Below are 13,251 nucleotides of genomic sequence, written 5' to 3'. Positions count from 1 at the left end.
TCGGTCCGGCCACACGGTCAGCGCGCCGCCACCTGGTTGCCGAAGATCGCGCGCTGCATCGAACCGGCAAGGGTCGCCGCAAAAGGCGTGGCGATGTGGTGGCGGTCGCGGAAGGTCAGCTTGCCGCCGATCATCGCCGGGCAGGTCGTGTCGTTGCAGAACAGCTCGGTCAGGTCGACATAGCGGACGCCATCAAGCCCGGCGCTCGCCACTTGTTCAGTCTTCGACACCCGTTCGTCGATCGCTTCCCGTCGCGGCGTGTCGCAGACGGTGCTGCTCCTGCCCTGCCACAACGAACGGGCGACACAACGGTCGAGATATGACTTGTGAACGGGAACATCCCTGAGCAGCACAACCTCGGCGCCGGTCTTGCGAAGCGCCGCAAGCGATGCCCTCAGGCCACCCGCCCAGACGTCGCGGCTGACCAGATGCTCCAGCCCGCCATTGACGTCGTTTTCGACGTAGCTGTAGGAAAACTGCGAAACGATCACCGCATCGGGCTTGAGGCTGGCGATCTCCTTCATTGCCGTCTGCCGCCACGCATCGCATTCGGAATAGGCCCGCATCAAGCGCACGTTCCATGTCGGCACCGCCGCCACCGAGCAGGACGATTTCAGATAGGTCACCAGCCGCCAGTTGTTGGTCTCGGCAATCTTTGCCAGCGGCGTCGACCAGTGGTCGGCATGCGAATCGCCGAACAGCACGATCGTCTTTTGCGGCTTCGATGCACCCAGACTGCAGCTGCGCGGCTTGGTCTGCTCGAGGCTGGCAACGCAGGCGCTGTCTATCTGGCGCGCCGACGACGAACGTGCAGCACTGTCTGCGATCAACATCTGCTCCGGGCCGACACTTCGCGCAGCAATCTGAGCTGCGCCATAGGACAATGTCACGCCGAGCGAGGTCAGCAGCGCCGCCAAACCCAGCGAGCGCAGCGAACCGGCCGAAAGCCAGCCATTGGAGCGAACAGGATTCTCGACATACCGATAACTGAGGAAGGACAGGCCGGCCGTCACCGCCAGGCAGGCAAGCCTGCCGGCAAGCGTAAGGTCAGGCCACAGGATCGTCGCATAGACGATGACGGGCCAGTGCCAGAGATACAGCGAATAGGACAGCTTGCCGGTCCATTGGAACGGCGGCAGCGACAGCAGGCTTGCCGGCCCGACAGCACTCTTGCGGGCGCCTGACAGCAGCAGCATCGCCGTTCCCGCGACCGGCAGCAACGCGATGAAGCCGGGGAACGGATCGGTCTCCGAGACGCTGAGATAGGCGACGACGATCAATGCGATACCAGTCCAGCCCATGACAGGCGAGAAACGAAAACCCGATGCCCAGCGTTCCGCCACAACAAGCGAGACGAGACCGCCCACAGCAAATTCCCAGGCCCGCAGCGGCGAGAAATAGAAGGCCCAGGGCTGCGACTCCGAGGTCATCCAGGCGCTCACGCCGAACGACACCAGTGCAATCACGCCGAGGATGAGCGCGATACTCCTTGCCCCCGGCCGGAACCACGCGACCAACAGCAGGAATGCCGGCCAAAGCAGATAGAACTGCTCCTCGACCGACAACGACCAGAAATGCAGAAACGGGTTGCTGGCCGTGTCGGCGGCGAAATAATCGAACGACCAGCGCAGCAGCCAGAGATTGATGACGTAGCTCGACGCAAACAGCGCACCCTTGGCGTAAAGCTGCTGCTCGGACGGCGCGAGGATGAAATAGCCGGCGGCAAGCGTGCTGGCGATCACCAAAAGCGATGCCGGCAACAGCCGTCGGGCGCGACGCCCATAGAAGCGCCAGAGGTCGACGGTCCCGCTGCGGCCGATCTCCTGCATCAGATGGCGGGTGATCAGATAGCCCGAGATGACGAAGAAGATATCGACGCCGATGAAGCCGCCCGGCAGGTCCGACATGCCGAAGTGAAAGGCGATCACGCCGCCGACGGCGATGGCACGCAGGCCCTCGATGTCGGGGCGGAAGGTGGTAACAGGTGCCGTCATGTCTTTGCTGCAACGTGTGCTGTGATGTGCGTGCTGGACATGACTGCAGGTTGGGCGACCACGCCCGCGGGCACAATTCAAACTATGTTGCAACGCAACATGAAAGCCGCCTTTCCGAACACCTTACCTGGGAGAAACGGGCTCATTTCCGCGCCTTCGAGCGTCGATTTCTGTATGAACGGAACTCATGCGGGCATTGGTCGTTAATGCCCTACGGAACCAGGGCGGCCAGATGACGAATCGCGAGACTTTGCTCGGCGGGCTGCCGGCTGCGGTCTATACGACCGATGCCAGCGGGCGGATCACCTTTTTCAATGAAGCCGCCGCAGAACTCTGGGGTCACCGGCCCGAAATCGGCAAGGACGAGTGGTGCGGCTCTTGGCGGCTCAGGACGGCGGAGGGCGAGCCGCTGGCGCATGGCGATTGCTCGATGGCCTTGGCGCTGAGGGAAGGCCGGGCGATCCGCAACGCCGAGGCCATGGCCGAGCGCCCCGATGGCACGCTGGTGCCGTTCCTTGCCTTCCCCGCGCCGATACGAGACGAAACCGGCGCGATAACGGGTGCCATCAACCTTTTGGTCGACATCTCGGCCCAGAAGCAGGCCGAAATACAAACCCAGCGCCTCGCCTCGATCGTCGAATCTTCCGACGACGCCATCGTCAGCAAGGACCTATGCGGCGTCATCCAGAGTTGGAACGCCGGCGCCACCAGGCTTTTCGGCTACAGCGCCGATGAAGCCATCGGCAAGCACGTCCGCATGCTGATCCCAGATGACAGGCAGGACGAAGAGGACGTCATCCTCGGCAAGGTCCGCAGCGGCCAGCGCGTCGACCACTTCGACACGATCAGGAAACGCAAGGACGGCAGCCTTGTCTTCATTTCGCTCACCGTATCGCCGGTGCTGAACGGCGCCGGCAAGGTCATCGGCGCCTCGAAGATCGCCAGAGACATCACCGAGCGCAAGGAAAGCGAGAGCCGCATCCGCATGCTCATGCGCGAGGTCAACCACAGGGTGAAGAACCAGTTCGCCGTCATCCTGTCGATGATCCGCGAGACGGGCAAGCACGCAACGACGATCGCCGAATTCGACACCCAGATCCGCAACCGGATCATGGCGCTGTCGCAATCCCAGGACCTGCTTGTCGACGGCGACTGGCGCGGCGCCGATCTCGCCGAACTGGTCTGCAACCAGATCCGGCCGTTTGCCGCCGAGCGCCGCATCAGCATATTGGGCGAGCCGGTCCTGCTGTCGACGATGGCGGTCCAGAACCTCGGCATGGCCTTCCACGAGCTTGCCACCAACTCGGCCAAGCATGGCGCATTGTCGTCCGACCTCGGGACTGTCGAAATCGGTTGGACTGCAACGGATCGCTTTCGCCTGAGTTGGAAGGAAACCAACGGACCGACAGTCGAAAAAGCGTCCCGCAAGGGCTTTGGGCGGATCGTCCTCGAGCGCGTCGCGCCTTTGGCGTTGAACGGCGTCGGCCATCTCAGCTTCCAGCCGGATGGCGTTACCTGGACGCTCGACGCGCCGCTCGATCTGGTCAGGACGCCCGCTCCCTGACGGCAGTAGCTTCATCTCTGCCGTCGGCTTCGCTTCTCTTGCCGCGAAAGCCAGGCAAGAGTGATGCGCTCGTCGACGTCAAGCTGCGAGCTGGCCTTGGGGCGGGACGCAGCCAGCTCGTCGGACAACCGCCCTTCCGACCATGCCAACATCACTTCCGGATGAATGTAACCTTTTCGGCAGACGGCCCGCGTGTTGCCGAGGTGCCTGGCAACGTCGTCAATGACTTTGTTGCATGCCTGCGCCCTCGCTTCCGCCCGCTCGGGCACCGGCGTTCTGGAAAACAGCGCCATCGCGCGCACGGTTCCGCCCCAGGTGCGGAAATGCTTGGAGCTGAAAGCTGCGCCCGCCGCAGCTCGAATGTAGTCATTGACGTCCTGGGACGATATCGGCGCCCGCGCACCATTGTCGTCGAGATATTGAAACAGGGTCTGGCCGGGCAGTTCCTGGATGCTGCGCACGATCTTTGCCATACGCCTGTCGACCAGCCGCAAACGCCATTCTTTTCCCGATTTGCCCTTGAAGGCGAATCTGAGCGTCGAACCTTCGATGTCGACATGGCGGTTGCGTAGCGTCGTCAGCCCGAAGCTGCCATTCTCCCTGGCATAGGCGGCGCCACCCACCCGGATCATTGTATTGTCCAGCAGCCATACCACCGCTGCGACGACCCGCTCGCGCACCATTCCGCGCAGCCGCAAATCCTTGTCGATCCGGCGGCGCAGCAGCGGCAGCGCGCGTGCAAATTCGGCCAGGCTCGAGAATTTGAGCTCGTCACGCTTTTCCGACCAGTCGGGATGGTAGCGATATTGCTTTCGGCCACGCTGGTCGCGTCCCGTCGCCTGGATATGACCGTTGCTTTCGGCGCAAATCCACACGTCAGTCCATGCCGGAGGAATGGCAAGCGCATCGATGCGTGCAAGAACCGCCTTGCTGGCGACCTTTCCGCCATTGGCCGCTTCGTAGAGAAAGCGCATGCCTGCCCTTTTCCTTGATATGCCGGGCTCGTCGTCGCTGACATAAGCCAGAGATGCGTTATGCGCGGCCTCGGCATTTTCGTCCGGCACGCGCCGGGACTGCTCGGTGTCTTTCCGCATCGGTGCGATCCCTCGGGATCAGCGCTAACTCGGATGCAGCTCATGGGTTCCGGCACGCTGTTGCTTGCAATGACATCCTGGTTCAAATCAAGCGTGCCAACGGCTACGTTCAGGAAACGGAAACGCCCGCCGCGCACTGTGAATCTCAGGCACTGACGTGCCCGGCGTCGGGACGCGACCCGACAATTTTAGCGAGGCGACAGGCTGGTCAGCTTTCTGAATTTCCGTTCGCAAGGACAGTCACCCGGGCGCCGGCGCATCGAGATCGACCTGTTCGGAACGGTCGTCTATGCAATCGGCGACGTCCATGGCTGCTATCGCGAACTGCGCACGCTCGAGGACAAGGTCGTTGCCGACGCGGCCATCCTGCCCGGCCGCAAGCTGATCATCATGCTTGGCGACTATATAGACCGTGGCCCCGATTCGGCACAGGTGATCGATCACCTCATAGCCCCGCCGCCACCAGGCTTCGAGCGTCTCTGCCTGATGGGCAACCACGAGACCCAGACGCTCGACTATCTCGACGGCAAGCTGTCACTGGCTCGGTGGCTGTCCACGGGTGCACGCAGCACGCTGTTCTCCTACGGCATCGACGCCGAGCATCTCGGCGAACTCTATGGCGGCGGCAACAGGCTCGACGACCATATTCGCGCAACCATCCCGCCGGAACACATCGCCTTCATGCGCGACCTGCCGATCATGGCCTATTCCGAACGCTTCGTGTTCGTTCATGCCGGCATCCGGCCCGGCGTGCCGCTGCTCGACCAGGAAGACGACGACCTGCTCTACATCAGGGAGGAGTTCTTCGAGGCGTCGCGCCGGCTCGACCGCTGGGTCGTGCATGGCCACACGCCGGTTGACCATCCGCGCATCGACGGCCGCCGGCTGGACATCGACACCGGTGCCTTCAAGACCGGTCGGCTGACGGCGGTGCGCATATCAGGCAAAGGCGGCAGGCTGTTTTTCTCCTAGCTCGCGACCTTGGCCCTGGCTTTGGTTTCGCTCGTGTCGATGTAGTAGCTGGAATAGCGTTCCAGGAACTGCTCCGAGCCGCCATAGGCGCCGTAGCGCGGCAGTTTCTTCAAGTCGACCTTGTTGAGCACCAGGCCGAGCACCTTGCTGGCGATCTGCGGCTCGGCGCCGAGCCCGGAGCGGACCAGCGGGCGCGGCGTGGCGCCCCATTCCGCCACCAGCACGAAGCCGTCGGCCAGCGGGGCGAACGCCTTGGCGTCGACGACCGGCCCAAGTGGCGGCAGGTCGACGATGATGTAGTCGAACGTCGCCTTGGCGTCGTCGATGAAGCGCCGCATTCCGGCCGATGACAGCAGTTCACTGGTATGCGAAAAGCGGCCGCGCACCACCGCAGGCACGATCGCCATCTTGCTCTGGCGGTCGACCTTCACCACCGACTGCCAGCCCTGGTCGTTGACCACGGCTTCCACCAGCCCTTGCTCGGCATCGATGCCGAGGCTGCGGCTGAGGCCTGGATTGCGCAGGTCGGCGTCGATCAACAGCGTCCGTGCGCCATTGCTGGCGATCAGGCCGGCCAGATTGGCGGCGACCGTCGACTTGCCCTCGCCCGGCAGCATCGAGATGACACCGATCACCTTGCTGCCGATGTCCTGCAGCACGACGTCGCCGGCGATCTTGGTGCTGCGCAGCGTTTCCGCGAACATCGACGCCGGCTGGTCGACCGCGATGCGCATCCTGGCCCGGCGTTTCATAAGCTCCGCCGCGCGCGACGGCGGCGGCGTGCCCATATTGCCCGTCTTCCCGGCGTCCTTCCTGTCCTCGTTCGAGGCGATGAGTGGCAGATAGCCGAGGAACTTGACGCCCAGCCTTTCGCGCACGTCCTCCGCGGTGCGGAAGAAGCGCTCGTTGAATTCGTTGAGTGCGCCGAAGGCAGCACCCAGGACGACGCCGAGCACCAGCGCCAGGCCAAACACCATCGAGGTCCGCGGGCTCGACGGGCCGCGCGGCATCGTTGCTTCCGAAATCACCCGGACCTTGGCGATCGGGAAGGAGCGCTGCTGCGACGCCTCCTCGTAGCGCGACAGGAAGGTCTGGTAGAGCGTGCTGAGTGCCGTCGCCTGTTGCTGCAGTTCGCGCAGCCGCACCTGCGCCTGGTTGGCGCTGGAGTTCTGGCCAGTCGCCTCCGAGACGGAGTTGCGGAGCGCGGTCTCGCGCGACTGCGCCACCTCGAATTCGTTGCGATAGGTTTCGGAAAGCTGGCTCAGCTCGCGGAAAATCTGGTTGGCGAGGTCGCTCTGTTCCTTGCGCAGCGCCACCGCCTGAGGGTGATTGGGACCGAAGCCGGCCGAAATCTCCTGCTCGCGCTTCGACACGCCGGAATGGCGCTTCTTGAGCTCGGAGATCAGCGGATTGCCTGCCTCGGCCGCCGACAGGGTTGAGTTGCCGACCGCCGCTTCCGGCCCGCTCTCGACGATGGTGCGGTATTGTTCGTAGCGCGCCCGCGCCTTGGCGGTATCGGCCTGTGCGAGGATCAGCTGGGCGTTGAGATCGGAAAGCTGCTGCTCGGCGATGGTTTCGCCGCGCGCCGCCGCAAGGCCGTTCTCGGCGCGGAATTTTTCCACCTCGAGCGCGGCCTTCTGCGAACTCGTGCGCAGTTCCTCCAGCCGGCCTTGCAGCCAGACGGCCGCCTTTTCGGTGGCGTCGAAGCTGGCATCCAATTGGTCGGCGACGAAGGCATCGGCATAGGCTTTGGTGATCGCAGCCGCCAGCTGCGGATCATGCGCGCGGTAGGCCATGGAAATGACATAGCTGCGGCCGGAGCGCTCGGCCATGATGTTGTTCTGCAGCATCGCCACCGCCTGCTCCTTGCGGGCGGCGTCGGCCATCGCCTTGCGTTGCGCATCGGTAAGTTCGGCGCCGCCGGCGATCTCGGGCGCGGAACGGAAAACCTGCAGGAAGCCGCGAGCGTAGCCGACAAGCGTCGACAGCAGCGATTGCGGCGGCTGCATGAAGCTGGCGTTCTGGTCGAGCTTCTGCTTCTCGACCACCACGGCAGCCAGCCGCGCCGACTTGATAATCTCGATCTGGGACAGGATCGCCGCATCGGTCTGCATGTTGACAGGCGTCGCCGACACCTCGTCGACCATCTTGTTCATGCCCTCGTCGATCAGCACGCGGGTCGACGCCGTGAAGGTCGGTGGCGTCGTCTGCAGATAGACAAGCCCGAGCAGCAGGCCGATAACGGCGCCGACGCCGACCACCTTGGCCTGACGCTTGGCCATCGCCAGCAGGCGTTCGAGGTCGATGAAGTCGCTCCCCTCGCGCGCGTCCTCGCGAGACGCGGCAAGGCGGTTGCCGAAGGGAAAGCTGGCGTAGTTCATCTGCGTTCCAGTTCTTGCCTGAGCAGCGGCCGCTGCTCGCTGGGTTCTGGCGAAGCCGACTTCAGCTACGCAATTTGCCGTGCCCGACAGGCACGGCTCTTTTCGAACACCGTCGCGGCGGCCATTCCAGCCGCCGAGACGAACCGATCATATCAGGCCGCGACGACGTGATCCTGCTCGGCGACCATCTCGCGGATGGCATCGAGCACGGAATCGCGGATGTCGGCCCGCTTCAGGGCAAAGGCGACATTGGCCTGGATGAACCCTTCCTTGGAGCCGCAGTCGAACATCCGGCCATTGAATGGCCGGGCGAAGAAGGCCTGGCTCGCGGCAAGGCGCACCATTGCGTCGGTCAGCTGGATCTCACCGCCGGCGCCACGCTTCTGCGTGCCCAAAAGGTTGAAGATTTCCGGTTGCAGGATGTAGCGGCCGTTGATGTAGAAATTCGACGGCGCCTGGGCCGGTGCCGGCTTTTCGACCATCGCCGTCACCTCGAAGCCCGAACCGACATCGGGGCCTTTGCCGACGATGCCATACTTGTTCGTTTCACTCGGATCGCACTGCTCGACGGCAATGACGTTGCCGCCTGACACGGCATGCAGATCCATGATCTCGGCCAAGCAGCCGCGCTTGCCGAACGACACCATGTCGGGCAGCAACAGCGCGAAGGGCTCGTCGCCGATGATGTCGCGGGCGCACCAGACGGCGTGACCGAGGCCGTGCGGCGCCTGCTGGCGGGTGAAGCTGGTGGCGCCGGGCACAGGCAGCAGGCTCTCCAGCGACCTGATCTGGTCGACCTTGCCGGCCTGTTCGAGCGTGCCGACGAGTTCGGGGTGAAGGTCGAAATAGTCCTCGATGACAGCCTTGTTGCGGCCGGTGACAAAGACGATATGCTCGATGCCGGCCTCCAGCGCCTCGTCGACGGCATACTGCACCACCGGCCTGTCGACCACGGGCAGCATCTCCTTGGGCATCGACTTGGTCGCGGGAAGGAACCGCGTGCCGAGACCCGCCACCGGGATCACCGCTTTCCTGACTTTCTTCATCGTGCCAATCCTCTCGCTCATGTAACTCTCCTCGTCTTGTTCTTGGCCGCTCCGGGCACGCGCATCATGTGCCGGACCGGTATGCGAACTGCCTGGCAAGCCGGCGCAGCCGGACCTCTATAGGCATCCGCAAATGTCGAACCGCCGCCGGGTCCCCCAGTGCGGTCCGTACCGCCTTGAGCGGCGACCGCTGCTTGATGTGCGTAACCAGTGACAGGAATGAGGCAGCCCGGGAGAGGCTCCGGGCACGGCGCGTGAACGCCTTTTTCGCCTCTCCGTCGAGCCAGTAAGCCGCCTCGAACGTGGCATCCGCCCGCTGCATCGCCTCGACGTGATGAAGCTCCAGAACCCTTGAAATGGAGCCGTTTCGGACGTGATAGGCATAGCCTACAGCGGGTTCGACGATGCAGCCGCCGCCCCGCGCGAGCGCGCTGGCGAGCAGGATATAGTCCTCTCCGATGCGCAAATTCTCGTCGTAACGGAGCTCATTTGTCTCGAGATATTCACGCAAGAATATCGGCTTCATGTAACCAAAATTGAACGTCGCCTCGAAGACGACATTGCTGCCGATGAAGTCCGCCAGCGTCAGATTACCGAGTTTTTCGAGATAGCTTTCGGCGAACATTACTTCGCTTGGCCTGCCGTCGTCGTGGACAACCACGATGTTGTCGACCGCTATCGCCGCAGAGCCAGCATCAGCCCTGCCGATCATTGCCGAAAGCCTGTCGGGCAGGACGGCATCGTCCGAATCGAGCACGGCGACCCAGCGCCCCAGCGCCGCATCGAGGCCAGCGTTGCGCGCTCCACCTGGGCCGCGATTTTTCTCCAGCGCCACGACCCGCACACGCGGATCGGCATAGGCCCGTGCAAGCGCAATCGTCGCATCGGATGAGCAGTCGTCGACGACGATCACCTCGACGGTGACGCCTTGCTGTGCCAGCGCGCTGTCAATGGCGCGGCCGAGCGTTGCCTCGGCATTGTAGGCGGCGATGACGAAGCTGACGTCAGGCTGCATCCTGGCCTCCCTCATTGCCGTAGAGGCGTAGTTCACGTGCGCCGGCCAGCCCGCTCAGCACGCCCAAATGCATCACGCCACGAAGCAGGCTGCGGTTGCGGCTGACCGGCTGCAGCGCGGTCAGCCCCGCCGCAGCAAAGCAGTAGCCGGCCTTGGCCGAGGCCCGTACGAGCTCACCGAAGCGACCAACGCCACTCCGCTTGGCGCCAAGCAGGCGACCATGCGTCTGCCCGACACGGAAACGCCGCGTCGTCAGCCAGCCGAACGAGGCGCGAGATGCCGGAACCGGCTCCTCCACCCAGGCCTCCGCGGCATAGCTTATGCGACCACCGGCACCGAACACCTGGTCGAAGAATTCGGTGTCCTCGCCGCCCGACTGGCCGCGCTCCAGGCTGAAGCGGCGGCCGGCGATGCTGGGAGAAGCGATCCGGAGCAAGGCATTACAGGTGTAGCCGGTGCGGATCTCGCCCCGAACGAACACCGGATAGGTCGAGTGAAAGTCGCCGACCTGCATCCAGCCCGGGGCTCCCGTCCCATAACGCGCCTTGACCGGCCCGAGCACCACCTCGGCACCGGTCGCCTGCGCGGTCTCGACGAGCCGCTTCAGCCACATGCCTGTCGCCTTCTCGTCATCGTCGATGAAGGCGACGAAATCGGCCGAGCTGGCATCCAGGCAAGCATTGCGGGCAAGCGAGATGTTGCGCGCCGGGCAATGGACGTAGCGAACCTCGAGGGAAAGCTCGTCGGCCAGAACGGAGACCAGTTCCGCAGCACTGGGCACCTCGTCATTGTCGGCGACGACGATGCCGATGCGATACCCCGCGGGTAGGTCCATCGCCGCAAGCGACTGCAACGTGTCGGCCAGTTCGCGCCGCCGGAAGGTGCAGACGCAGATGTCGATGCTGGGCATTTCGGTCATGCTGGGCGCCCTCTTGCCGGCAAGGCAACGAGTTGGAGCCAGAAGCCGAGCGACCAGGCGAAATGCATCACCATCGCCGACACGCCGGCGAGCGCTAGCCCCGGCTTGCCGGCCCGCAAGGCAAGGGCAGCGCCATAGCTCAGGCAGATCGCCGCCCAGACGAGGACAGGCACGGCGAAGATCCAGTGAACGACGGCGAGGCTTGCGAGCAGCGCCGTCGGCGCCACCATCAGCGGCACCATCTGGCGGAGCCTGGGGATGACGCGGTGTTTCAGCACGTTCCGCGCCCGCCCCCTGCCATAACCGAGATACTGGTGGAACAGGCCGCCAAGTGAAGCACGCGGAAAATAGGTCATGCGGGTGCGCCCGCTCATCCAGATGCGGTAGCCGGCCTGGCGCAGACGATGGTCGAGCTCGGCATCCTCATTGTGACTGAAGCTCTCGTCATAGCCGCCGACATCGCTGAACGCTGCGATGCGCATCAGGGCGTGATGGCCGTGATCGACCCATTCCCCAGCCGAGCCATGCCTGTGCTTCGACCCACCTGTACCGAGCTTCGAGTTCTGCGCAGCCGCGGCCGCCTGCTGCACGGTGCCGCGGCCTTCGGTCAGCATCGAAACGACGAGGGAATCGGCGCCCGTCGCCAGCGCTTCCTCAAGCAGCCGGTCGCAATAATCGTCGGGATAGCCGCCATGAGCATCGATGCGGATCAGATAGTCGACGCCACGACCGAAGCGTTCGACGGCCAGGTTCACTGCCGCACTCTGGATGCGCGCCGGATTGTCGATCAGCACGACATTGTCGTCTTCGGCGGCAATGCCGGCAACGATGGTCCGGGTCGCATCGCGGCTGCCGCCATCGGCGACGATGATCAGTGCGCCGAGCCGCCGGGCAGAGGGCCGCAGCTGGGCCAGAAGGCCGCCGATATGGCGCTCCTCGTCGAGGCACGGAATGATGATGATGGCGGAGGACGTTTCGGTCATGCGTCTGCTTGTGTTGATTGCGTTGAAGGTCAGGCGGCGACGGCGCCGGGGCTTTCGCCGTTTTGGGCGGCGACCCGTTCGAGCTTCGCCACCAGCGCCCGGCAATCGGCCAGGTCGCAGATCCAGTTTCGCGGATCACGGGCAAGCACTTCACCGCGCAAGGCGGCGTAACGTTCGCTCGTCATGCCCGAGAGCGCTTCCGCCAGAGCTGATGCCGACGGCTCGGGCAGCATCAGCCCGATATCGAGGCGCTCGAGGAAGCGCGCCGTCTCGGTGCCGGCCATGGCGATCGGCACCTTACCGAACCGGCAGCTTTCATAGAGCCGGTTGGGCAACAGCCATGTCGAGTTCTGACCTTCCTCGAAGAAGTCGATCGCCCAGGCAAAGTGCACCTGCGCATAGATGTCGGCCATGTCCTCGGGATTTCTGTAAGCACCTTTAAACGTCAAATGGGGCTCGGATTCGACGAAACCGTGAAAATCAGGAAACTCCGAAAGCGCCGGCCGGCCGCGCAGCACGATCTCGAACCGCCCCTCCGCCTTGCGGGTGAAAGCGGCCAGAAGCTCGATCGACTTGCGACAGCGCAGCGCCCCGAACCAGCCGATCGTCCAGGGCTCATCAGCCAGTGCCGACGGCATCGAATCAATACGCGGCTCCAGCTCGAGGAGCTTGTTCTCGACCAGTTCGATGGGGGCATCGATCTGGCCGTACCGTTCGAAATAATGCCTGACGAAAGCCGGCGAGCTTGTCAGCAGCAGGCCGACATTGCGCCCGAAGAGGCGCTCGGCCCCGCGCAGGCCCTTGCCCAGAAAATCCTCGCGCAGCACCAGCCGGTGGATGTCGAGGCACTCGTAGACAACAGGCATCGAGGCGCCGAGGGCCGAACGGGCACGTTGCGCCAACGCCAGCATTTCGAGATTGCGGGCAACGATCACGTCGGGCGCAGCCACCGCCCTCAGCGCAGCGCCGATGCGCGTCGCAGCAACCGCCACCGCCCCCAGACGCTGCGCAAAGCGCCCGTCGCGGGTGTGACCCAGGTCGATCGGCGTCAGGCCCTCGACGTCTTCGCGTTCTTGCGTCCGGCGGAAACCAGCGAGCGTAACGCGCGCGCCACCAGCCTTGAGCATGATGATCCGTCGACGGACTGCCGGGTCGGAAACATCGTGCACCAGGTACAGAACATGCAGCATGAATTCACGCTCGCAGTTTGGCCCACCGACGACGAAGCTAGTGCACTCATTGCTGCGCCGCAACAATTATTGACTGCTCGCACCTCAATTATT

General features: G+C 64.0%; 10 protein-coding genes. 2 read left to right on the top strand and 8 right to left on the bottom strand.

Annotated elements, in window-relative coordinates:
- Nucleotides 1–17: 17 nt before the first annotated feature.
- Entirely contained in the window at nucleotides 18–1,994 is a 1,977-nt protein-coding gene (locus SLT36_RS05020) for an acyltransferase family protein (protein WP_432286150.1), read from the bottom strand.
- A gap of 232 nt (nucleotides 1,995–2,226) precedes the next feature.
- Between SLT36_RS05020 and SLT36_RS05015 the strand changes: the two genes are divergently transcribed.
- Nucleotides 2,227–3,558 (top strand): sensor histidine kinase, encoded by a 1,332-nt coding sequence (locus SLT36_RS05015; RefSeq protein ID WP_432286149.1) that lies wholly within the window; start codon nucleotides 2,227–2,229, stop codon nucleotides 3,556–3,558.
- An 11-nt stretch (nucleotides 3,559–3,569) separates the two neighbouring features.
- On the opposite strand, the gene SLT36_RS05010 is transcribed toward SLT36_RS05015, so the two are convergent.
- Nucleotides 3,570–4,652: a DNA topoisomerase IB gene (locus tag SLT36_RS05010; protein WP_432286148.1), complete on the bottom strand. Its 1,083-nt coding sequence runs from the start codon at nucleotides 4,650–4,652 to the stop codon at nucleotides 3,570–3,572.
- Nucleotides 4,653–4,856: 204 nt separating this feature from the next.
- Here SLT36_RS05010 and SLT36_RS05005 point away from each other — a divergent pair, with 204 nt between their 5' ends.
- Nucleotides 4,857–5,624 carry a metallophosphoesterase family protein gene (locus SLT36_RS05005; protein ID WP_432288245.1) on the top strand — a complete coding sequence of 256 codons (768 nt, stop codon included), beginning with the start codon at nucleotides 4,857–4,859 and terminating at the stop codon, nucleotides 5,622–5,624.
- Here the strand turns inward: SLT36_RS05005 and SLT36_RS05000 are convergent.
- The 6 genes from SLT36_RS05000 to SLT36_RS04975 form a co-directional block, all read right to left on the bottom strand.
- On the bottom strand, nucleotides 5,621–8,005 hold the full coding sequence (locus SLT36_RS05000) for a polysaccharide biosynthesis tyrosine autokinase (RefSeq protein ID WP_432286147.1): 2,385 nt from the start codon (nucleotides 8,003–8,005) through the stop codon (nucleotides 5,621–5,623). The genes SLT36_RS05005 and SLT36_RS05000 overlap by 4 nt on opposite strands.
- 152 nt (nucleotides 8,006–8,157) lie before the next feature.
- Nucleotides 8,158–9,051, bottom strand: a complete 894-nt coding sequence (locus SLT36_RS04995) for a UTP--glucose-1-phosphate uridylyltransferase (RefSeq protein ID WP_067956202.1) — start codon at nucleotides 9,049–9,051, stop codon at nucleotides 8,158–8,160.
- Nucleotides 9,052–9,115: 64 nt separating this feature from the next.
- Nucleotides 9,116–10,066, bottom strand: a complete 951-nt coding sequence (locus tag SLT36_RS04990; RefSeq protein WP_432286146.1) for a glycosyltransferase family 2 protein — start codon at nucleotides 10,064–10,066, stop codon at nucleotides 9,116–9,118.
- Nucleotides 10,056–10,985, bottom strand: coding sequence for a glycosyltransferase (locus SLT36_RS04985; protein ID WP_432286145.1), 930 nt, complete (start codon nucleotides 10,983–10,985; stop codon nucleotides 10,056–10,058). Before SLT36_RS04985 ends, SLT36_RS04990 begins: the two co-directional genes overlap by 11 nt.
- The gene (locus SLT36_RS04980) at nucleotides 10,982–11,968 is read right to left on the bottom strand and encodes a glycosyltransferase family 2 protein (RefSeq protein ID WP_432286144.1); all 987 of its coding nucleotides are present in this window, start codon (nucleotides 11,966–11,968) and stop codon (nucleotides 10,982–10,984) included. The genes SLT36_RS04985 and SLT36_RS04980 overlap by 4 nt, the downstream gene beginning before the upstream one ends.
- 29 nt (nucleotides 11,969–11,997) lie before the next feature.
- Nucleotides 11,998–13,158, bottom strand: a complete 1,161-nt coding sequence (locus SLT36_RS04975; protein WP_432286143.1) for a glycosyl transferase family 1 — start codon at nucleotides 13,156–13,158, stop codon at nucleotides 11,998–12,000.
- Between the last annotated feature and the right edge of the window lie 93 nt (nucleotides 13,159–13,251).

Source organism: Aminobacter sp. BA135 (assembly GCF_050859125.1).
Taxonomy (GTDB): domain Bacteria; phylum Pseudomonadota; class Alphaproteobacteria; order Rhizobiales; family Rhizobiaceae; genus Aminobacter; species Aminobacter ciceronei.
This window is presented reverse-complemented; position numbering and strand designations above follow the sequence as displayed.

Excerpts from the sequence above, each read along its gene's own strand:
- SLT36_RS05020 (WP_432286150.1), bottom strand. The coding sequence starts at position 1,994 with ATGACGGCACCTGTTACCACCTTCCGCCCCGACATCGAGGGCCTGCGT.
- SLT36_RS05015 (WP_432286149.1), top strand. The coding sequence starts at position 2,227 with ATGACGAATCGCGAGACTTTGCTCGGCGGGCTGCCGGCTGCGGTCTAT.
- SLT36_RS05010 (WP_432286148.1), bottom strand. The coding sequence starts at position 4,652 with ATGCGGAAAGACACCGAGCAGTCCCGGCGCGTGCCGGACGAAAATGCC.
- SLT36_RS05000 (WP_432286147.1), bottom strand. The coding sequence starts at position 8,005 with ATGAACTACGCCAGCTTTCCCTTCGGCAACCGCCTTGCCGCGTCTCGC.
- SLT36_RS04995 (WP_067956202.1), bottom strand. The coding sequence starts at position 9,051 with ATGAAGAAAGTCAGGAAAGCGGTGATCCCGGTGGCGGGTCTCGGCACG.
- SLT36_RS04990 (WP_432286146.1), bottom strand. The coding sequence starts at position 10,066 with ATGCAGCCTGACGTCAGCTTCGTCATCGCCGCCTACAATGCCGAGGCA.
- SLT36_RS04985 (WP_432286145.1), bottom strand. The coding sequence starts at position 10,985 with ATGACCGAAATGCCCAGCATCGACATCTGCGTCTGCACCTTCCGGCGG.
- SLT36_RS04980 (WP_432286144.1), bottom strand. The coding sequence starts at position 11,968 with ATGACCGAAACGTCCTCCGCCATCATCATCATTCCGTGCCTCGACGAG.
- SLT36_RS04975 (WP_432286143.1), bottom strand. The coding sequence starts at position 13,158 with ATGCTGCATGTTCTGTACCTGGTGCACGATGTTTCCGACCCGGCAGTC.